Source organism: Nocardioides aestuarii, from assembly GCF_039527245.1.
Taxonomy (GTDB): Bacteria; Actinomycetota; Actinomycetes; order Propionibacteriales; family Nocardioidaceae; genus Nocardioides; species Nocardioides aestuarii.
Genome location: NZ_BAAAJT010000002.1, coordinates 117,232 through 135,543, shown reverse-complemented (window position 1 = coordinate 135,543; position 18,312 = coordinate 117,232). Strand labels below are relative to the sequence as shown.

Below are 18,312 nucleotides of genomic sequence, written 5' to 3'. Positions count from 1 at the left end.
ACCGACGACCTGCTCGACGCCCACGAGGGCCCGATCCGGGGTGAGGTGTCGCTTCCCGAGCACCAGCGCTCCCCGTGGTGGGAGCTGTCGCGCCGGCTGCTGATGGCGCTGGGCATCCTGCTCTCCGTCGTCCTGGTCGTCTACTTCGACCGCGACGGCTACAACGACACCTACGACGGCGAGGTCGACCTCCTCGACGCGATCTACTACACGACGGTCACGCTCAGCACGACCGGCTACGGTGACATCGCGCCCACCTCCGACGTGGCGCGCATGGTCAACGCCTTCTACATCACCCCGGCACGCATCGCCTTCCTGGTGCTGCTGATCGGCACCACCCTCGAGGTGCTCGCCTCGCAGGGACGCGAGATGATCCGGGTAGCCCGGTGGAGGAAGAACATGGGAGAGCACGTCGTCGTCGTGGGCTACGGCACCAAGGGCCGCAGCGCCGTCGAGACGCTGGTCAACAACGGGTCCGACAAGGACTCCATCGTCGTCGTCGACACCGGGTCGGTCGCCGAGCAGGAGGCGCACGCCGACGGGCTCGCGATCATCAAGGGCGACGCGACGCGGCGCGACGTCCTGCGCCGCGCCGGGGTCGCCCGGGCCCAGCAGGTCATCATCACCACCGACCGCGACGACTCCAACGTCCTCGTGACGCTCACGGTGCGCCAGCTCAACCCCGACGCCTGGATCGTCTCCTCGGTGCGCGAGCAGGAGAACGCGCCCCTGATGAAGCAGTCGGGCGCCGACTCGGTCATCACCTCCTCCGACGCCGTCGGCCGGCTGCTCGGCCTCTCGACGCTCTCGCCGACCCTGGGGTCGGTGATGGAGGACCTGCTCACCTACGGCGAGGGCCTGGAGGTCGCCGAGCGCGACCTGCTGGTCTCGGAGGTGGGCCAGCAGCCGCAGTCCCTGCCCGACCAGGTGATCGCCGTCGTGCGCGACGAGAAGGTCTACCGCTACTTCGACCCGGTCGTGACCCAGCTGGCCCGTGGCGACCGGCTGGTCGTCGTCCGGCCGGCCAAGGAGCTGCCGTGGGCGCCCCGGCCCGGCACCCACGACGAGGAGTTCGCCACCGACGAGCCCTGAGCCGCTAGTGTTCGTCCCGACTCTCGGAGGGGATGACGAGTCGCGAGGACGCATGGCTGAAGTGGGGGGCACCCGGTCGGGAGACCGGTGGCCGTTGATGGCGCTGTTCCCGGTCGCCTGGGTGGCGGTCGGGCTGCTGTCGCGCCTGCTCACCGTCGACGGCTCCCTGGCCGTGATCTGGCCGCCAGCGGGGGTGGCCGTCCTGTGGTTCCTCGTGAGGGGCGCGACCTGGCGCTCGCCCGACACGGCCGTCCTCGCCGTCGCGGCGTTCGGCGTCAGCCTCGCCACGGGCGCGTCGTGGCAGCTGTCGCTGGCGCTGACCGTCAGCAACACCGTTCAGACGCTCGTGGCCGTGACGCTCCTGCGGCGGTGGTCGCCGTCGCTGTGGGGCTGCGGCGGCACTCGCGGGTTCGACTCCCTCAAGGTCGTGTTCCGGGCACTCGGTGCGGTGGTGGTGGGCATGGCGGTGGGTGCCCTGGTGGGCGCCGTCGGCAGCCTGCTCGCCGGCGTCGGGACCGGGTGGGTCGAGACCGGGCTGTGGTTCAACCGCCAGCTCGGCGGGGCGATGCTGGTGACCCCCCTCGGACTCCTGGTCGGCCACCACCTGAGCCGCCCCCGGCCACGCCCGGCGTGGCTGGGTCGCCGCCTCGGGCCGGTGGAGTACGCCGCCGCGGTGCTGTTCACGGTCGCGCTGCAGGCCGTGGGACTCGGTGCGGTGAACCTGCCCGTCGGGTTCCTGCTCCCGATCGGGACGGTCTGGGTCGGCGTGCGCTTCCGGCCTCTCGCGACCGCCCTCCACGCCTCGCTGACCGGACTGGGCGCCGTCGTGGTCACACTGGCCGGGGTGGGCCGCTTCGCCGAGATCAGCTCGCCCGCCGTGCAGGCGGCGCTCGCCCAGGGTTACGTCGTGACGCTGCTGTTCATCGGCCTCGCGCTGTCGACCCGGCGCGAGGAGAACCGGGTGCTCGAGTCGGAGCTGCGCACGGCCGGTCAGCGGTCCCGCTTCCAGGCCGAGCTGCTCCAGACCGTCATCACGTCGATGACCGAGGGCGTGGCCGTCGTCGACCGCGACGACCGCGTGGTCATCAGCAACCCGGCGGCCGATCGACTCGGCTACGCCGACCCGACGCGCGGCGACGACGACCACCCGGGCTTCGACGTCTACTTCCCCGACGGCACCCGGGTCCCGCCCCGGCAGCGGCCCAGCCAGCGCGCGATGCGCGGGGAGACCGTCGAGGACGAGGAGGTCGTGCTCGCCCCGGACGGCCTCGGCCAGGTGCTGTCGGTCTCGGCCGTGCCGCTCGTGGGCGAGGACGGCGAAGCACGCTCGCAGGCGCTGCTGATGTTCCGCGACACCACCGACGCCTACACACGGCGTACGGAGCTGGCGAACTTCGCCGGCACCGTCGCCCACGACCTCCGCAACCCGCTCGCGGCCATCGAGGGGTGGACCGAGATGCTCGAGGACGAGGCGGAGGCCGGCGAGCTCGAGCCGGTGATGGTCCGCAGCTTCATCCAGCAGCTGCGGCTGGCCAGCGGTCGCATGCACTCGCTCATCGCCGACCTCCTCGACCACGCCTCGTCCGGCAACCGGCGGCTCGAGCTCGGCAAGGTCGACCTGGTCGAGCTCGTGACCTCGATCGCCGCCGCCCGAGGAGCCGGCGACCTGGTCAGCGTCGGCGACCTGCCCTGGGTGAGCGCCGACCGCGTCCTGGTGTCCCAGCTGTTCGAGAACCTCGTCGGCAACGCCCTCAAGTACGTCGCGCCCGGCACCACGCCCCACGTCGTCGTCGCGGGGGAGCGGGCCGCCGCGGGATGGGCCCGGATCACGGTGACCGACAACGGGGTCGGCCTGCCGGCCGGTGAGCAGGAGCGGATCTTCCAGGAGTTCCACCGGGCCCACGGCGCCGACTACGAGGGCACCGGTCTCGGGCTCGCGATCGTGCGGCGCATCGTGCTCCGCCACGGCGGCAAGGTGCACGCCCACAACCGCACCGACGGCACGTCCGGAGCCGTCTTCGAGGTCACCCTCCCGGCCTACGACTGAGACGCTGGCCTCGCGTCACAGCGACTCGAGCAGCTCCACGAGCTCGCCCAGCGGTGCGCCCTTGACGACGTAGTGCTCGGCGCCGGCCGCCAGGGCGTTGCGAGCCATCGTTGCCTCGTTGAACCCCGAGAGGACCACGACCCGCACGCCCGGCACCGCCTCACGGATCAGCGGCAGCGCCTCGAGCCCGTCCATCCGCGGCATCGAGACGTCGAGGAGCACGAGGTCCGGCTGGAGCCGCGCCGCCTGCTCGACGGCGTCGATGCCGTCCTCCGCCTCGCCGACGACCACGAGCTCGTCGGAGCGGTCGAGCTTGATGTGCAGCAGCGTGCGCAGGTCCTCGGCATCGTCGACGAGGAGGACCCGCCGCGGCGCGGGCGGCGCCACGGTCACCGCTCCGGCTCCGGCTCGTCGAAGCTGGCGGGCGCGCTGCGGACGAGGTCGCCGGGGGCCAGCTCGTCGTCCTCGCCGGGGTCGAGGAGGTCGTCCATCATCGCCCGCGCTGCGCCGAGGGTGCCGGCGACGTGGCGCACCGCCTGGTCGAGGTCCTCGAGCTCGAGCGCGTAGGTCGCGGCGACGAGTCCCTGGACGACGGAGTCGTTGAGCTCGAGCGCCTGGCGCCGCCGGTACGCGTGCTCGGCGGCCCGGGCCGCCGCCTCCTCACGCTCCTGCTCGGCGAGGACGCGGTCGGTGATGTCGATGCAGGTGCCGCGGAACCGCAGCGGCGTGCCGCCGGCGTCCATGAGCACCTGCCCGTTGGAGGCGAGGTAGCGCAGCTCGCCGTCAGGGCGGATGACCCGCTCGGTCATCTGGTAGGGCTCGCCGGTCCGGTAGGCCTCCTGGTGGACGGCCGTGATGCGGTCGCGGTCGTCCGGGTGGAGCATCGAGAGGAACCGCTCATAGCTGGCGTTGAACGACTGGGGCTCGTGGCCGTAGATCCGGTAGAGCTGGTCGGACCACCGATTGGTGTCGCTGGCGATGTGCCAGTCGTAGTCGCCCATGTTGGCGAGGTGCTGGGCGTAGTCGACCCGGGCCGCGAGGTCGGCGTGCTCAGCCTGGGCAGACCGGCGTCCCACGGCGGTGTCGACGATCGCGAGGGCCGCCGCGGCCATGGGGTCCGGCCCCGATCGTTGCTCGGGCCAGGCAACGAGCAGGGTGCCGGCGAGCCCGGGGAGCTCGTGGGCATCGACCCGGGCCGGCACCGGAGGTCCCCACGGCTCGGGCTCGGTGCCGGGCGGCACGTGCTGGACCGCGGCTCCGAGCAACGCCGGCAGGGCGGAGACCGCCGCCTCGAGCACCTGCACGACATCCTCGGCGCGAGCGCAGCGGACCGCGAGGTCGGTGATGCCGACCAGCTCGTCCATGGGCTTGACTCCTTCCCCCACGCGAGGGGTCGCGGGGGTTCGTCTGCTCGCAGTATGGCGCCCGCGTGACGGACCCGGGAAGAGTCGCACGTCAGGGCCGTCCTGTCGTGCGAGGTGGTATAGGCCGATCGGGTCAATTCCGCCGAAGACGACGTACCGCGCTCGTGGGCGCGTCACGCTCGAGAGGACGCCCCCCGGTCGACGGGGAGCGCGCGCGTCACGGAGGAAGCGCTCATGACGATCACCGTAGAGCCGATCACCACCCAACCGTCCTGGACCGACCTCGCCGGCCTCGTCGGCCGGCTGGTGCGGGTGACGCCCTGTGCGGCTCCGCTGGCCGAGCCCGTGCCGCTCACCGTGGCGGACATCTCCGACGAGCTCGTCTCCGACGACTGGCGGACCTTCTGGGTCTCCCTCGTCGGCACGTCGGAGGCGCGACTGGTGGCGCCGGGGCACTACCGCGCGAGCATCGACGGCCGCGCGTTCGACGTCGTGCTGACCTGGGGGCCTCCTCAGGTTCCGCACCAGCACTACCGCGCCACCCTGGTCCGCGAGGCCTGACCGGGAACTCGGTCGACCGCCCCGCGCCTGGCGCCCTATCGTCGGCGTGTGGCAGCTCTCCGGCAGGTCCAGGTCACCTTCGACTGTGCAGATCCGGAGCGGGTGGCCGCGTTCTGGGCCGAGGTGCTCGGCTACGAGCAGCAGCACGGCGTGGTGGCGGCCGACCCGACCGGCGTCGGACCACGGCTCTACTTCCAGCAGGTGCCTGAGGGCAAGATCGTGAAGAACCGCGTGCACCTCGACGTGCGCGTCGGGACGGGGCTGGTGGGGGAGGAGCGGCTGGCGGCGCTCGAGGCCGAGGCGGTCCGGCTCGAAGCCCTCGGCGCGACGCGCGGAGCCCTGCTCCTCGCCGACGACGTGAACGAGTCGTGCCAGGTCATGCACGACGTCGAGGGCAACGAGTTCTGCCTGGACTGAGGGGCTGCCGTGCAGCGGTGCCCGGCGCGGGGGCGAGGGGTGATGTCGGCCGTGGTGGCCGCCGCCGGACGGACGGCCCGCCGAGTCTCGGAATTCTCCACGGGCCGCCCTGCCGGAGCCAGCATGGCCGTCTCCGGCAGCCGCAATCCCCCGGTTGCGGTCGTCGGTCGCGGAGCCCCCGTCCCGATCGCGACCCCATGAAACTAACGCTACGTGAGGGTTGTTGCCCACTCTGAGTGATCACGGTGGACGCCTCGCGTCCGCGTGGTGAGACCAGCCGCGAGGGCCATCGTGCCCCTGGCTCGCCGCGGTGACCGCTGGCCGGGGGCGGCGCCGCCTCGCGTGCAACGGGTTTGCTGCCGGGATAGCGAGACGACGCCTACTTGCAGCGAAGCGTTTGGGGGCTTCGAACCAAGCATGAGCAGTCTGCGGGACGGCGGGCCTGGTGTTCGCCACTTGGCTGTTTTCGAGACGAACCCATCCGCGGGCGCCTCGGTGACGAAGACGAGAAGTCCCGACACCGCAGGGGAGTGCCCGGACGAACAGGCTGGCGCCGCTCCCGTGTCCTGGAACCCCCCGGTTGAGGACAGGGAAGCGGCGCCACGTCGGCAACTACGGGGGAGAGGCCACCAACAGGCCCAACCCTGCGGCACGTCAGCCACAGAGGGCATCACCGGTATTGGGGGAGTCCAGGTCTGCCCCCGAGCGCGGATGAAGCACGCGCGAGGCCCACCCGCGTAGGCTCGCTCCATGATCGGATTCCTCGTAGCAGGCCTCATCATCGGCGCGCTCGCACGCCTCATCAAGCCCGGGAAGCAGAACCTCGGCATCCTCGCCACCCTCGGACTGGGGCTGGTCGGGTCACTCATCGGCGGGATCATCGCCCAGTTCTTCGGCACCGGAAGCATCTGGGAGCTGAACGTTCTCGGCTTCGTCCTGGCAGTCATCGCAGCCGTGCTGCTGATCGGTGTCGCCGAGAGTGTTGCCGGCAAGGGCAAGACCCGAGCCTGACGTCGCTCGAGCAGCAAACCGCCCCCGGACTTCCGCGGAGCCGGGGGCGTTGCTGTGTCTCGACCATGCCCGGCGTCCATCGGGTTGCGGTCGGGGGCGCTCTGGTCGTCACTGCCGATCTGAAAGGCGCGAGGCCAGTTTCCTGTGATGGAAACCGGCCTCTGACCTGCGGTCATGCTGGTGGGCGATACTGGGTTTGAACCAGTGACCTCTTCCGTGTCAAGGAAGCGCGCTACCACTGCGCCAATCGCCCGGGTCTTGAGTTGTGGTGGGTGGAGGTGGGTACGGGATTTGAACCCGTGTACACGGATTTGCAGTCCGTTGCCTCGCCTCTCGGCCAACCCACCGTGGAGGCCAGACACAGTCCCGGAAGACCGTCCTGTGTCCCCAGAGCGGACGACGAGGCTCGAACTCGCGACCTCAACCTTGGCAAGGTTGCGCTCTACCAACTGAGCTACGTCCGCTTGCGTTCCGGGCCTTGCGGCTCGGTGCGGTCAGAACAGTAGCCCATGCCCTGATCGGCGCAAAATCCACCCCCTGGGGGCGTGTTCGCGGCCCTAGGGTGGCGCCATGCGCGCATGGGTGGACGGTCAGATCCTCTCCGATCCGAGGGGTCCGGCGGTCGCCGTGAGCGACCACGGGTTCACCGTCGGCGACGGTGTCTTCGAGGCGATCAAGGTGGTCGACGGGCGGCCGTTCGCCCTCACACGGCACCTCGATCGGCTTGCCCGCAGCGCGTCCGGGCTCGGACTCCCGGAGGTCGACGACGCTGTCGTGCGCCGCGCCGTGGCGGCCGTGCTGGCGGACCACGACCTCCCGCTCGGACGCATCCGGGTCACCTACACCGGTGGTCCGGCACCGCTGGGGTCCGGGCGGGGTGACGCCCCGCCGACCCTGGTCGTCGTCGCCGATGCGATGACGCCGTTCCCCGACGTGACGGCGGTGTCCACCGTGCCCTGGCCCCGCAACGAGCGTGGGGCCCTGGCGGGCCTCAAGACGACCTCGTACGCCGAGAACGTGGTCGCACTGGCCCACGCACGCGAGCGAGGCGCCTCGGAGGCCGTCTTCGCGAACGTCGCCGGTCATCTCTGCGAGGGCACCGGCAGCAACGTCTTCTACGTCGTCGACGGCGAGCTGCGGACGCCGACACTGGCCTCGGGCTGCCTCGCCGGCGTCACCCGGGCGCTGGTGCTGGAGTGGTTCGGCGGTCGCGAGGTCGACGAGCCGATCGGCGTCGTCCGCAGCGCCAGCGAGGTCTTCCTCGTCTCGACGACGCGCGACGTCCAGGCCGTGTCGCGCTGGGACGACCTCGACCTGCCCGCCCCGGGTCCGGTGACGGCCGCGGCCGCGGAGCGCTGGCGTGAGCGCGAGCCGGAGCTGCTGGGCGACTAGTCCTCAGCCCGGCTCGGAGGTGAGCAGCTGCTCGACCAGTGCGTCGAGGTCCAGCCGCTCGCTCTCGGTGCCGAGCGGGACGAGCGCGGTGGTGCGCCCGAGGAAGCGGTCGAGCTGGGTGGTGAGGACCTCCGCGACGAGCTCGCCCTGCGGAGACTCGAGGTGGAGCACGACGAGCGACCGACCGGCGTCGTTCACGATCGGCCAGACGCGGGCGTGGCCCGCTCCGGCGACGCCTGTGATGCCCTGGACCAGCACCGTGCGTGCCAGCTCCCAGGACTCCCCGCCCGCGTCGGCGAGCGTCACGGTCACCGAGAACGGGTCGTCGACGTCGTAGCCGAACTCCGCCTGCTGCATGCCCTCCACCGGCGCCAGGCAACGCATGAACAGCTGCTGCGCGACCGTGGTCTCGGCCTGTCGTCCCTCCATGCCCGGGTCAACGAGGACACGACTCGCGGGCTAGGGGTGGTCTAGATCGGCGTGGGTCCGACCGGTCGTTCTATAGGGTCTGCGACGTGAACGTGCCCGGAGGGGGAGCCGCCAAGCGGGTCGTGCTGGAGACAGCTGGTTGGGTGCTGCTGCTGGCCGGCATCGCCGCCATGGTGCTGCCCGGACCGGGGCTGCTCGGCGTCTTCGCCGGCCTGGCCCTGCTGTCGCAGCAGTACGACTGGGCCGAGCGGAGGACCGACCCGATGAAGTACCGCGCGCTGAAGGCTGCGGCCGAGGGCGTCGAGAACTGGATGCGGATCTCGCTCTCCCTGCTCGGCGTGCTCGTCCTCGTCGGCTGCGGCGTGCTGTGGATCTGGAGCCCGCCGGCCCCCGACTGGTGGCCGCTCTCGGACTTCTGGTGGCTCTTCGGCGGTCTCGGCACCGGCATCACGCAGATCGCGTCGGCCCTGATCGCGCTCGGGCTCATCGTCTACAGCTATCGCCGCTACCACTCCGACCCGGACGCTCTCGAGACGCTGGAGGAGAAGATCAAGAAGGCGGACGAGGCGGCCAAGCGCAAGGAGAAGCCGGTCAGCGAGCGGTGAGGTGCGGCAGGCGCGTCCCGGTTTCGTGGCCGCGCGGAGCGGGTTGTACAGTCTGACCGCCGAGGGCGATTGGCGCAGTGGTAGCGCGCTTCGTTCACACCGAAGAGGTCACTGGTTCGAACCCAGTATCGCCCACCGGACACACGCGAGGCCGGCCCCACGAGGGCCGGCCTCGTGTGCTGTGACGGCGGGACCTGTCCTCCGGGGGGCGTGCGTGGTAGACCCGGTGGATGGAGTGGCTCATGCTGCTGGTGCTGGGCGCCGGCGGAGGTGCCGGGGCCTATGCCGCGCAGCGGGTCCGCGTCGTACGTGCGGAGCGGCGCGAGCTGGCCGCGGAGCTCGAGCAGGTGCGCCGCGTCGCCGACCAGGACGTGACCGTCTTCGGAGAACAGCTGCAGCGCCTCGACGACCACGTGGCCGACCGCCGGCTGGACCCGGCAGCACGTGAGGACTACCAGGTCGCCCTCGACGCCTACGAGCACGCCAAGCGCGAGGTCGCGAGGATCGACCACTTCGACCAGGTGAGCGCTCTCGTCGACACGTTGGCGACCGGCCGCTACGCCATGGTCTGCGTGCGGGCCCGCGTTGCCGGCCGCGCGGTCCCCGAGCCCACCGTGCCGTGCTTCTTCAACCCCCAGCACGGCCCCTCCGACGGCAAGGTGATGTGGACCAGCCCCCGCACCGGGACGCGCTCGGTGCCGGCCTGTACCCGGTGCTCGGCGCAGCTACGGGCGCGGGAGAAGCCGGAGGTGTTCACCATCGGGATCGGCGGCCGCAAGGTGCCCTACTGGGAGGCCGGGGCCACGTTCCACCCCTGGAGCCGCGGCTACTTCCCCGAGGGCCAGGCCTCGGCCAGTGCGATGATGTGGATGTACGCCACGCCCGACATCGCCCTGATGGGCGGGGTCGGCGGTTTCGACGGCTTCGGGACGAACGGTGGCGGCTTCGACGGTGGCAGCTTCGACGGTGGCGGGTTCGACGGGGGTGGGTTCGACGGTGGCAACTGAGCGGGTCGAGGCGGTCGTGCTCGACATCGGAGGCGTCCTCGAGGTCAACGACGACGCGTTGTTCCCGCCGGAGATCCCGGACGTGGGACTGCTGCAGGGTGACGCGCTGCGCGGCAAGGTCTCGCCCGAGCAGGTGCGCACGGCCTGGCAGCACGGGCTGGGCCTCGACGATGCCGGGGTCGACGACCTCCTGGCCCGATTCTGGCGCTGGTACGTCGGCGAGCTCGACGTGGGGATGGCGCAGTGGTTCGCCGCGCTGCGTGGTCGGGGCTACCGGACCGGCATCCTGAGCAACTCCGGTCCCGGCGCCCGGGAGGCCGAGCGGCACCACGGGTTCGAGGACATGGCCGACGTCCTCGTCTACTCCCACGAGGTGGGGATGGCCAAGCCCGACCGGGAGGTCTTCGACCACACTGCCTGCGAGCTCGGGGTCGACCCGGGACGGATCGTCTTCCTCGACGACTGGGAGGGAGCGGTCGAGGGCGCCCGCTCCGCCGGGTGGCGGGCCGTGCTCCACGAGGAGACCGCACGGTCTATCCGGGATATCGAGTCGTTGCTGGCCGGCGGTGCTCGATAGGCTCGACGGGTCATCCCGACCCCGAACGAGGAGCACCCTGTGTCCGAGATCAAGATCGCCCTGCTCGCTGCTGACGCACGCGAGGAGCGGACGGTCACGACCGGCACCAAGGCCTGGGAGCTCTTCACCGAGCAGCCCGACACCGTCGCGGCCCGCGTCGCCGGCGACCTGAAGGACCTCGCCTACGTCCTCGCCGACGGCGACGAGGTCGAGCCGGTCGCCATCGACAGCCCCGACGGTCGCGACATCCTGCGCCACTCCACCGCCCACGTCCTCGCCCAGGCCGTGCAGCAGCTGTGGCCGGAGGCGAAGCTCGGCATCGGGCCGCCGGTCGAGAACGGCTTCTACTACGACTTCGACGTCGAGACCCCCTTCGTGCCGGAGGACCTCGACAAGCTCGAGACCGCGATGCGCAAGATCATCAAGGAGAACCAGCGCTTCGAGCGTCGGGTCACCACCGACGCGGCTGCGCTCGACGAGCTCCAGGACGAGCCCTACAAGGTCGAGCTGATCGGCCTGAAGGGTGGCGCCGGCGCGGAGGATGCCGCCGAGGGCGCGTCCGTCGAGGTGGGAGCCGGTGAGCTCACCATCTACGACAACGTACGACGCAACGGCGAGGTCGCCTGGAGCGACCTGTGCCGTGGCCCCCACCTGCCGACCACCAAGCGGATCCCCGCCTTCAAGCTGATGCGCACCGCGGCGGCCTACTGGCGTGGGGACGAGAAGAACAAGCAGCTGCAGCGGATCTACGGCACCGCCTGGGAGTCGAAGGAGGCGCTGGCCGAGCACCTCCACCGGATCGAGGAGGCGGAGCGTCGCGACCACCGCAAGCTCGGTCGTGACCTCGACCTCTTCTCCTTCCCGGACGAGCTCGGATCCGGCCTGGCCGTCTTCCACCCCAAGGGTGGCGTGATCAAGCGTGAGATGGAGGACTACGTCCGCCGCCGTCACATCGAGGAGGGGTTCCAGTACGTCGGCACCCCCCACATCAGCAAGGACGGCCTCTTCCACACCTCCGGCCACCTGCCCTACTACGCCGACACCATGTACCCGCCGATGAAGATGGAGGGGGCGGAGTACCGGCTCAAGGCCATGAACTGCCCCATGCACAACCTGATCTTCCAGAGCCGAGGCCGCTCCTACCGCGAGCTGCCGCTGCGGTTCTTCGAGTTCGGCGGTGTCTACCGGTTCGAGAAGTCGGGTGTGGTGCACGGCCTGACCCGCGTGCGCGGCATGACCCAGGACGACTCCCACTCCTACGTCACCAAGGAGCAGGCGCCTGACGAGGTCAAGCACCTGCTCGGGTTCGTGCTGTCCCTGCTGCAGGACTTCGGTCTCGACGACTACTACCTCGAGCTGTCGACCCGCGACGACCGCAACAAGGACAAGTTCATCGGTTCCGACGACGACTGGGCGACCGCGACCGCGGTGCTCGAGGAGGTCGCCAGCGAGACCGGTCTCGAGCTCGTGCCCGACCCGGGTGGCGCGGCGTTCTACGGCCCGAAGATCTCGGTCCAGGCGCGCGACGCCATCGGTCGCACGTGGCAGATGTCGACGATCCAGTACGACTTCAGCCAGCCCAAGGGCTTCGGTCTCGAGTACCAGGCGGCTGACGGCTCGCGCCAGGAGCCGGTGATGATCCACTCGGCGAAGTTCGGCTCGATCGAGCGGTTCATCGGCGTCCTGGTGGAGCACTACGCCGGCGCCTTCCCTCCGTGGCTCGCGCCGGTCCAGGTCCAGCTGATCCCGATCGCCGAGCGCCACCACGACTACCTCGCCGAGGTGGCCGACCAGATGCGTGCGCTCGGGCTGCGGGTCGAGGTCGACGACTCCGACGACCGGATGCAGAAGAAGATCCGCAACGCACAGCTGCAGAAGGTGCCGTTCATGGTGATCGCCGGCGACGACGACATGGCCGAGCACGCCGTGTCGTTCCGCTATCGCGACGGACACCAGGAGAACGGGGTCGGCGTCGACGAGGCGATCCAGCGCGTCCTCAACGTCGTCGCCACCAAGGGCCAGGTCTGAGCGACGCCGCCTAGCTCCTGAGCAGGTGCCACTCACCTTCGGAGACGACGTCCACGACGCCGTCGACGACGGTGAGGGCACTCTGCTCGTCGAGCGCGTACGCCGGATTGTCGAGGTCGGCGGCCCAGCGCTCGGCGTGCTCGAGGGAGTTGCCGGGGAACGCGCCGAGGTGGGGGAAGATCGAGAAGTCGACGACGCCCAGGGTGCGGTCGTCCGGCGCTCCGGCCCACTCGACGAAGTCCTGACCGATCCGCGGCGTGAGCGCCATGCTGCCTGCGCTCATCCCCACCCACACGGTCCCGTGCAGCTCCGGCAGCAGTGCCGCGAGGCCCGACTCGCGCAGCCAGTGGGCGAGGTAGGTCGCGTCACCGCCGTCGACCAGCAGCACGTCGGCCGCCTCCACCCAGGGGACCCATCGATCCTTGCCGACGGTCGGGAGGGCGGTCAGCTCGAGCACGCCGAGAGAGGCCCAGGGCAGGGCGGTGAAGTGGCGGAACGACGGCGTGGCCGCGACCAGGCCGCGCACCGAGGCGGGGCCGCACATCGGGTGGCCCCACTGGGCGGTCGGCACGACGAGCGCGTCGGCCTCACCGACGGGCATGCCGAGGAGGTCCTCGAGGGCGGCGTGGATCGAGTCGTTGGTGATCCCGCCGGACGTCAGCAGCAGCTTCACACCCGTGGAGCCTGCCACAGCTCCCGACGTCAGGGAGCCGTCGTCACGCACTCGCTGCCGGCGCAGTTGCGCAGCGACTGGTAGACCCCGGCCAGGCGCTGCTGGTCGTCGAGGTGTGCCGGACGGCCGGCCAGGTTCTCGAGCTCGGCAGGGTCGCTCGCCCGGTCGTAGAGCTCGACCTCGCCGGTGGTGTGCTCCACGTAGGTCCACCGTCCGGTGTAGACGCCCCGCCAGTCCCACTCGGCGTCGTCCGCCCCGGACTGGATCAGCACGGCGCGGTCGTCGGGCGCGGCGAACGCGTCGACACCGTCCTGCAACCGGCCGGGGGTGACGCCCGCGAGGGACGCGAGGGTGGTCGGGATGTCGACCGTCGTCACGAGGTCGTCACGCGGGCCCGCGGCCACGCCGGGCCCGCGGACCATGAACGGGACCCGCAACGACTGCTGGTAGGGCTGGTCCTTGTTCCACAGTCGGTGCTCGCCGAGCTGGAAGCCGTTGTCGGAGGTGAAGGCGATGATCGTCTCGGACAGCTTGCCCTCCCGCTTCAACGTGCGGACCGTCGACCGGATCGCGTCGTCGACGGCGTAGAGCGACAGGACACGGGCCTTGTGGTGGCGCCTCACGGCGTCGCGGCTGGTCTTGTCCCGGCCGGAGATCGTCGAGGGCTTGTCGGACATGTCCGCCTCGTTGAAGGCCGGGTCGTCGAAGGAGGGCGGCCGCCGGTCACGGCGACGGAGGTGGTCGTAGCCCTCCGGCGGGACGGGCGGGATCCAGTTGCCGTGCCACTTGTTGGCGTGGGGAGCGAGGTAGGCGGCGGTGAGGAAGAAGGGCCGACCGGCGGGCGAGTCGCGGATGATGTCGCGCGACCGGCGGGCCATCCACGTCGTCTGTGCCTCGCGGTGTCGGCGCACCGTGCCGTGCTGCCACGTCGAGTAGAGGGTCGGTGCGTAGGTGCGGCGCATCAGCACCTCGCTCGAGTCGGTGCCCGGGATCTGGCCGCCGTCGTAGCCGTTGAGGTACTTGCCGACGTAGGACGTCTGGTAGCCGGCGTCCTGGAACCACCCGGGGAGGAGGTGGTCGTCGCCGGCGCGCACCAGTGCCTCGTTGCCGCCCCACTGTCCGCGGTTGTGGTGGACGCCGTTGTTCTGGGCGTACTGGCCCGTCATCAGCTCGGCGCGCGCCGGGCAGCACAGCGGGTGGGGGCTGATCGCCTGGCTGAACCGGGTGCCGCCGTCGAAGAGCGAGCGCGTGTAGGGCATGAAGGCGAGGTCGTCGGCGCGCATGTCGTCGACGTAGATGAGCAGCACGTTCGGGTGAGGACCCGCGGTGGCCGACGACGGCCTCGCGGTGGCTCCCCGGTTGGCTGTCGGGGTGAGGAGCGCCAGCGAGATCAGGAGGGCGACGGTGAGGATCCGAGACATGGTTCTCCGGATGGGCAGGCAGGGGGTGACTGCTGGTGAGCGGGGCAGGGGAGACCGTAACCCGAGGAGGGCCGAACCACGGTGCTTTCGACACCGATGGGCGGTGGGTCGTCGCTAGGCTGCTGGACGTGTCCCCTGAGCTGTCCGCCACCGACGGTCGTCGGCGTCGTTGGGACCAGCACAAGGCGGAGCGACGGCGGGCCGTGCTGGCCGCCGCGCTCGAGGTGATCGAGGAGGTCGCGCCCGGGGAGGACGTCCACGTCCAGCAGATCGCCGACCGGGCCGGCCTCAGTCGCACGGTCCTCTACCGCCACTTCGCCGACCGCGCCGACCTCGACCGCGCGATCCAGGCCGAGATCGTCGACCGCGTCTGGGGCGAGATCGTGCCGGTCCTCTCGCTCGACGGGACCCCCGTCGAGGTCGTGCGACGGATCGTGGCGACGTACGTCGAGTGGGCGGCCGCCCACCCGGCCCTTCACCGCTTCGCCGAGGCCGACGTGCCCGGCGAGGGACCGAGTGCTCTCGCACGCATGGTCGAGCAGGCAGCCGCCCAGATCGAGGGCCTGATCACGCTCGGCGCCGAGCTGCTCGAGGTCCCCCTCGACGACGACCTGCGCAGCGCCCTCGACCCGCTCGTCTTCGGCCTCGTGGGCGCGGGCATGGCGTCCGTGCGGCGGTGGACGGCCCAGCCGGACCGCGTGGCGACCGACGTCTTCGTCGACCTGCTCACCCAGGCGGTCTGGCTCCAGATCGCCGGGATGGCCGCGGCGCGCGGCGTCGTCATCGACCCCGACCGTCTCGTCCAGGACCTCTTCGACACCCGGGCCGGCTGACCGCGACCCTCAGGCGAGCGGAGCGAGTGCGAGCTCGGCGAAGCGCTCGCCGATCAGCCGGTGGGTCGCGGGGTCGGGGTGGAGGTCGTCGGGCATGGGGAGTCGCGCCGCGTCGTCGGCGCCGTAAAGGGACAGCCCGTCCACCAGGACCAGCCGGCCGTCGCCGCGCGAGTCCACCACCTCGGCGAGGACCTCGCGCACGACCCGCAGCGTGAGCTTTCCCGACGCGACCTCCGTCGGGTCGCCGGCTGCGACGAATCGCAGCCGACCGGTCGCGAGCGAGGCGGGGTCGAACGCGGTGGGTCCCGGGGTGTCCTCGTGGATCGCGCAGTGGATCGGCGTGACGAGCAGCAGCGGCGCGTCCGGGTGGCCGTCGCGGATCGTGTCGAGGAAGCCGTGGACGGCCGGGCCCAGCGCGCGGACGCGCAGGAGGTCCTGGTTGACCAGGTTGATCCCCAGCTTGAGGCTCACGACGTCCGCCGGCGTGTCACGCATCGTCCGCGCCACGAAGGGGTCGAGCAGCGCACTGCCGCCGAGCCCGAGGTTGACCAGGTCGAGCCCGGCGAGGCGGGCGGCGACGGCCGGCCACGTCCCGGTCGGAGTCGTGGCGTTGGACCCGTGGCTGATGGAGCTGCCGTGGTGGAGCCACACCGGACGGCTGCGGGGGAGTGCGGTGACCGGGGCGTCGCTGCGCAGGGCGACGAGCTCGGTCTCCTCGTCGTGGGGGAGCCACCACTCGACGTCGTGGCCGCCCTCGGGCAGCTCGACGGTCAGCGTGGTCGCCTCGCCCTGACTGCGCCGGGCCGTCTGGGTGGCCAGGTCGATCGTGACGGTGTCGCCCCCGTCCGCGGTCCGCCGGTGGAGCACGGCGCCGTCGACGACGATCTCGTGCACGCCGTCCGGCCGCGGTGGGGCGCCGGGATAGACGCGCTTGGTGGGGACCAGGTCGAGCTCGACCCGTCGCGCCGACGTGTGGAACTCCAGGCGCACCCCCGCGGGCTGCCCCTCCGACTGGTGGAGCTGCCCGTCGGTCGTCTGGGCGCGCGCCGTCGTCGGCAGCCGGTGGAGGCGGAGGCCGCGCGGGGTCGGCTCGAGCTCGGCGACGCCGCGGACGAGGTCGGTGGTCAGGGGAGTGGTGATCACGGGTGGGCTCCGTCGGTGGTGGTCCAGCTGGTCAGGGTGTGGTGGACGGCGTCGAGGATCGCGGTCCAGCTCTCGGTGGGGTCTGGCGCGCTGTGGTCGAACCCGCCGCCGAGCTCGAGCGAGACGAAGCCGTGGACCACGCTCCCGAGCAGGCGGACGGCGTGGGTCTGGTGGTCGCCCTCGAGGTCGTAGCCGCGCAGGACAGCCCGGAGCAGTGCGGCATGGCGGGGGCCGGCGCTCGCTGCGGCCGTCTCCGGGTCGAGGGGCGTCCGCAGCGCGGCGTACCGCCCGGGGTGGGAGCGGGCGTAGTCGCGGTAGGTGTCGCCGAGCGCCTGCAGCGCGTCGCGGCCGGAGCGGCCGGCGAGCGCGTCACCGAGGAGGTCGGCGCTCTCCTCGAGCGCGAGCAACGCCACCCGGCGTCGCAGGTCGGGCGTGCCGCCCACGTGGGAGTAGACGCTGGCCGTGCGGACGTCGAAGCGCCGGGCGACCGCCGCAGCCGTCACGGCGCCGAGGCCCTGGGCGTCGGCCAGGTCGGCCGCCGCCTGGACCAGGCGGTCGGGTGTCAGTCCAGCCCGGGGCACGGTGATCCTCCTGATATCAGGTAATTGCCTAATGAGTATAGGCATACCCGTCACGCGGAACAATCTCCCGCCCGGTCTGGTCCGGCGGTGCCGAGACGGTCCGTCAGGAGGATCCTGACAAGATGGGCGGGGGAGACACCCCCGCTTCGGGAGGGAGGTCCCATGAGAGGGAAGTCCGCATCGGCCTCGGTCCTGGCGCTCGCCGGATGCCTGCTCCACGCCACGCCCGCCGAGGCGGCGGAGGCCGTGCACATCGAGGCGGCCACCGTGTTCGACGGTTCGGCTGCGTTCACCAGCAACCTCGACGGCTGCGAGTCGGGCACGGTGGAGAACGGTTCGTTCCGGGTCCAGGGCAGCCGGAACTCGGGCATCTTCAACGGGTTCAAGGTCTTCACCTGCGCGAGCGGTGACGAGTTCGTGATCCGGCTCCAGGCGCGGTTCGGTGAGGGCGGGTCGACCGGGACCTGGGCCTTCACCGGCGGCTCCTACGCCGGGAACGGCACCCTGGTCGGGATCCCGTTCGCGGTGGGCGAGGGCATCACGGACGTCTACGACGGGACGCTGCGCCCCTGACTCTAGAGTTGCGGCATGGCCGACGACGCGCTGCGCCAGCAGGGAGTGGGGGAGCCCGACGGGCTCGAGCGGTTGTGGACGCCCTACCGGATGGCCTACATCCGCGGGGAGGAGCGGCCGTCGTCGACCGACGCCGAGGAGTGCCCCTTCTGCCGGATCCCCACGATGGACGACGCCGACGGCCTCGTCGTCCACCGCGGCGCCACGGCGTACGTCGTGCTCAACCTGTTCCCCTACGCTGCAGGCCACCTGATGGTCTGCCCCTACCGCCACATCCCCGACTACACCGACACCACCGACGCCGAGGTCGCCGAGATCGGTGCGCTGGCGAAGCGGGCGATGGAGGTGCTCCGGTCGGTGTCGAACGCCGAGGGATTCAACCTCGGCATGAACCAGGGGCAGGCCGGCGGGGCGGGGATCCGTGCCCACCTCCACCAGCACGTCGTGCCGCGCTGGGTCGGCGACGCCAACTTCATGCCGATCATCGGCAGGACCAAGACCATGCCCGCGCTCCTCGCCGACACCCGACAGCTGCTCGCCGATGCCTGGGCGTGAGGT

20 protein-coding genes and 4 tRNA genes are annotated in these 18,312 nt (G+C 71.3%); 14 read left to right on the top strand and 10 right to left on the bottom strand.

Annotation, left to right across the window (positions count from 1 at the left end; translation table 11 throughout):
• The first annotated feature begins 102 nt into the window (after positions 1 to 102).
• Positions 103 to 1,092, top strand: coding sequence for a potassium channel family protein (locus tag ABD091_RS00770; RefSeq protein WP_379189211.1), 990 nt, complete (start codon positions 103 to 105; stop codon positions 1,090 to 1,092).
• A 52-nt stretch (positions 1,093 to 1,144) separates the two neighbouring features.
• Positions 1,145 to 3,139, top strand: a complete 1,995-nt coding sequence (locus ABD091_RS00765) for an ATP-binding protein (protein WP_343915198.1) — start codon at positions 1,145 to 1,147, stop codon at positions 3,137 to 3,139.
• 15 nt (positions 3,140 to 3,154) lie between these two features.
• On the opposite strand, the gene ABD091_RS00760 is transcribed toward ABD091_RS00765, so the two are convergent.
• On the bottom strand, positions 3,155 to 3,532 hold the full coding sequence (locus ABD091_RS00760; RefSeq protein WP_343915197.1) for a response regulator transcription factor: 378 nt from the start codon (positions 3,530 to 3,532) through the stop codon (positions 3,155 to 3,157).
• A complete protein-coding gene (locus ABD091_RS00755; protein ID WP_343915196.1) occupies positions 3,529 to 4,503 on the bottom strand; it encodes a PAS domain-containing protein in 975 nt (324 codons plus the stop codon). The genes ABD091_RS00760 and ABD091_RS00755 overlap by 4 nt, the downstream gene beginning before the upstream one ends.
• 234 nt (positions 4,504 to 4,737) lie before the next feature.
• On the opposite strand from ABD091_RS00755, the gene ABD091_RS00750 reads away from it, so the two are divergent.
• The 3 genes from ABD091_RS00750 (at position 4,738) to ABD091_RS00740 (ending at position 6,492) form a co-directional block, all read left to right on the top strand.
• Positions 4,738 to 5,064: a hypothetical protein gene (locus ABD091_RS00750; RefSeq protein ID WP_343915195.1), complete on the top strand. Its 327-nt coding sequence runs from the start codon at positions 4,738 to 4,740 to the stop codon at positions 5,062 to 5,064.
• Positions 5,065 to 5,112: 48 nt separating this feature from the next.
• The gene (locus tag ABD091_RS00745; RefSeq protein ID WP_343915194.1) at positions 5,113 to 5,481 is read left to right on the top strand and encodes a VOC family protein; all 369 of its coding nucleotides are present in this window, start codon (positions 5,113 to 5,115) and stop codon (positions 5,479 to 5,481) included.
• Positions 5,482 to 6,231: 750 nt separating this feature from the next.
• Positions 6,232 to 6,492 (top strand): GlsB/YeaQ/YmgE family stress response membrane protein, encoded by a 261-nt coding sequence (locus ABD091_RS00740; protein ID WP_343915193.1) that lies wholly within the window; start codon positions 6,232 to 6,234, stop codon positions 6,490 to 6,492.
• Between the two features lie 178 nt (positions 6,493 to 6,670).
• On the opposite strand, the gene ABD091_RS00735 is transcribed toward ABD091_RS00740, so the two are convergent.
• The 3 genes from ABD091_RS00735 to ABD091_RS00725 all read right to left on the bottom strand — a co-directional run bounded on the left by ABD091_RS00735 (position 6,671) and on the right by ABD091_RS00725 (position 6,956).
• A tRNA-Val gene (locus ABD091_RS00735) sits at positions 6,671 to 6,745 on the bottom strand.
• Between the two features lie 20 nt (positions 6,746 to 6,765).
• A tRNA-Cys gene (locus ABD091_RS00730) sits at positions 6,766 to 6,839 on the bottom strand.
• A 44-nt stretch (positions 6,840 to 6,883) separates the two neighbouring features.
• Positions 6,884 to 6,956, bottom strand: a tRNA-Gly gene (locus tag ABD091_RS00725).
• A 106-nt stretch (positions 6,957 to 7,062) separates the two neighbouring features.
• On the opposite strand from ABD091_RS00725, the gene ABD091_RS00720 reads away from it, so the two are divergent.
• Positions 7,063 to 7,884 carry an aminotransferase class IV gene (locus ABD091_RS00720; protein ID WP_343915192.1) on the top strand — a complete coding sequence of 274 codons (822 nt, stop codon included), beginning with the start codon at positions 7,063 to 7,065 and terminating at the stop codon, positions 7,882 to 7,884.
• Positions 7,885 to 7,887: 3 nt separating this feature from the next.
• On the opposite strand, the gene ABD091_RS00715 is transcribed toward ABD091_RS00720, so the two are convergent.
• Positions 7,888 to 8,313, bottom strand: coding sequence for an SsgA family sporulation/cell division regulator (locus ABD091_RS00715; protein ID WP_343915191.1), 426 nt, complete (start codon positions 8,311 to 8,313; stop codon positions 7,888 to 7,890).
• 86 nt (positions 8,314 to 8,399) lie between these two features.
• Between ABD091_RS00715 and ABD091_RS00710 the strand changes: the two genes are divergently transcribed.
• The 5 genes from ABD091_RS00710 (at position 8,400) to thrS (ending at position 12,530) form a co-directional block, all read left to right on the top strand.
• A complete protein-coding gene (locus ABD091_RS00710) occupies positions 8,400 to 8,918 on the top strand; it encodes a PGPGW domain-containing protein (RefSeq protein WP_343915190.1) in 519 nt (172 codons plus the stop codon).
• A gap of 63 nt (positions 8,919 to 8,981) precedes the next feature.
• Positions 8,982 to 9,053, top strand: a tRNA-Val gene (locus ABD091_RS00705).
• A 95-nt stretch (positions 9,054 to 9,148) separates the two neighbouring features.
• Positions 9,149 to 9,925 (top strand): hypothetical protein, encoded by a 777-nt coding sequence (locus ABD091_RS00700; RefSeq protein WP_343915189.1) that lies wholly within the window; start codon positions 9,149 to 9,151, stop codon positions 9,923 to 9,925.
• Positions 9,915 to 10,502 (top strand): HAD-IA family hydrolase, encoded by a 588-nt coding sequence (locus ABD091_RS00695; RefSeq protein ID WP_343915187.1) that lies wholly within the window; start codon positions 9,915 to 9,917, stop codon positions 10,500 to 10,502. The genes ABD091_RS00700 and ABD091_RS00695 overlap by 11 nt, the downstream gene beginning before the upstream one ends.
• A 39-nt stretch (positions 10,503 to 10,541) precedes the next feature.
• Complete coding sequence (gene thrS / locus ABD091_RS00690; protein ID WP_343915185.1) at positions 10,542 to 12,530, top strand: threonine--tRNA ligase; 1,989 nt, start codon at positions 10,542 to 10,544, stop codon at positions 12,528 to 12,530.
• Between the two features lie 10 nt (positions 12,531 to 12,540).
• Here the strand turns inward: thrS and ABD091_RS00685 are convergent, their stop codons facing one another.
• A complete protein-coding gene (locus ABD091_RS00685; RefSeq protein WP_343915184.1) occupies positions 12,541 to 13,203 on the bottom strand; it encodes a Type 1 glutamine amidotransferase-like domain-containing protein in 663 nt (220 codons plus the stop codon).
• Positions 13,204 to 13,232: 29 nt separating this feature from the next.
• A complete protein-coding gene (locus tag ABD091_RS00680; RefSeq protein WP_343915183.1) occupies positions 13,233 to 14,624 on the bottom strand; it encodes a sulfatase-like hydrolase/transferase in 1,392 nt (463 codons plus the stop codon).
• Positions 14,625 to 14,752: 128 nt separating this feature from the next.
• On the opposite strand from ABD091_RS00680, the gene ABD091_RS00675 reads away from it, so the two are divergent.
• Positions 14,753 to 15,457 (top strand): TetR/AcrR family transcriptional regulator, encoded by a 705-nt coding sequence (locus tag ABD091_RS00675; protein ID WP_343915182.1) that lies wholly within the window; start codon positions 14,753 to 14,755, stop codon positions 15,455 to 15,457.
• Positions 15,458 to 15,466: 9 nt separating this feature from the next.
• Here the strand turns inward: ABD091_RS00675 and ABD091_RS00670 are convergent, their stop codons facing one another.
• Both ABD091_RS00670 and ABD091_RS00665 read right to left on the bottom strand, forming a co-directional pair.
• The gene (locus ABD091_RS00670; protein WP_343915180.1) at positions 15,467 to 16,600 is read right to left on the bottom strand and encodes an SGNH/GDSL hydrolase family protein; all 1,134 of its coding nucleotides are present in this window, start codon (positions 16,598 to 16,600) and stop codon (positions 15,467 to 15,469) included.
• Entirely contained in the window at positions 16,597 to 17,181 is a 585-nt protein-coding gene (locus tag ABD091_RS00665) for a TetR/AcrR family transcriptional regulator (protein WP_343915179.1), read from the bottom strand. Before ABD091_RS00665 ends, ABD091_RS00670 begins: the two co-directional genes overlap by 4 nt.
• A gap of 162 nt (positions 17,182 to 17,343) precedes the next feature.
• Between ABD091_RS00665 and ABD091_RS00660 the strand changes: the two genes are divergently transcribed.
• Entirely contained in the window at positions 17,344 to 17,754 is a 411-nt protein-coding gene (locus tag ABD091_RS00660) for a hypothetical protein (RefSeq protein ID WP_343915178.1), read from the top strand.
• A 15-nt stretch (positions 17,755 to 17,769) separates the two neighbouring features.
• Positions 17,770 to 18,309, top strand: coding sequence for an HIT family protein (locus ABD091_RS00655; RefSeq protein ID WP_343915177.1), 540 nt, complete (start codon positions 17,770 to 17,772; stop codon positions 18,307 to 18,309).
• The last annotated feature ends 3 nt before the right edge of the window (positions 18,310 to 18,312 follow it).

Bases quoted from the DNA above. Each gene is read 5' to 3' on its own strand.
- ABD091_RS00770 (WP_379189211.1), top strand. From the start codon at position 103: ATGGCGCTGGGCATCCTGCTCTCCGTCGTCCTGGTCGTCTACTTCGAC.
- ABD091_RS00765 (WP_343915198.1), top strand. From the start codon at position 1,145: ATGGCTGAAGTGGGGGGCACCCGGTCGGGAGACCGGTGGCCGTTGATG.
- ABD091_RS00755 (WP_343915196.1), bottom strand. From the start codon at position 4,503: ATGGACGAGCTGGTCGGCATCACCGACCTCGCGGTCCGCTGCGCTCGC.
- ABD091_RS00750 (WP_343915195.1), top strand. From the start codon at position 4,738: ATGACGATCACCGTAGAGCCGATCACCACCCAACCGTCCTGGACCGAC.
- ABD091_RS00740 (WP_343915193.1), top strand. From the start codon at position 6,232: ATGATCGGATTCCTCGTAGCAGGCCTCATCATCGGCGCGCTCGCACGC.
- ABD091_RS00720 (WP_343915192.1), top strand. From the start codon at position 7,063: ATGCGCGCATGGGTGGACGGTCAGATCCTCTCCGATCCGAGGGGTCCG.
- ABD091_RS00715 (WP_343915191.1), bottom strand. From the start codon at position 8,313: ATGGAGGGACGACAGGCCGAGACCACGGTCGCGCAGCAGCTGTTCATG.
- ABD091_RS00700 (WP_343915189.1), top strand. From the start codon at position 9,149: ATGGAGTGGCTCATGCTGCTGGTGCTGGGCGCCGGCGGAGGTGCCGGG.
- ABD091_RS00680 (WP_343915183.1), bottom strand. From the start codon at position 14,624: ATGTCTCGGATCCTCACCGTCGCCCTCCTGATCTCGCTGGCGCTCCTC.
- ABD091_RS00660 (WP_343915178.1), top strand. From the start codon at position 17,344: ATGAGAGGGAAGTCCGCATCGGCCTCGGTCCTGGCGCTCGCCGGATGC.
- ABD091_RS00655 (WP_343915177.1), top strand. From the start codon at position 17,770: ATGGCCGACGACGCGCTGCGCCAGCAGGGAGTGGGGGAGCCCGACGGG.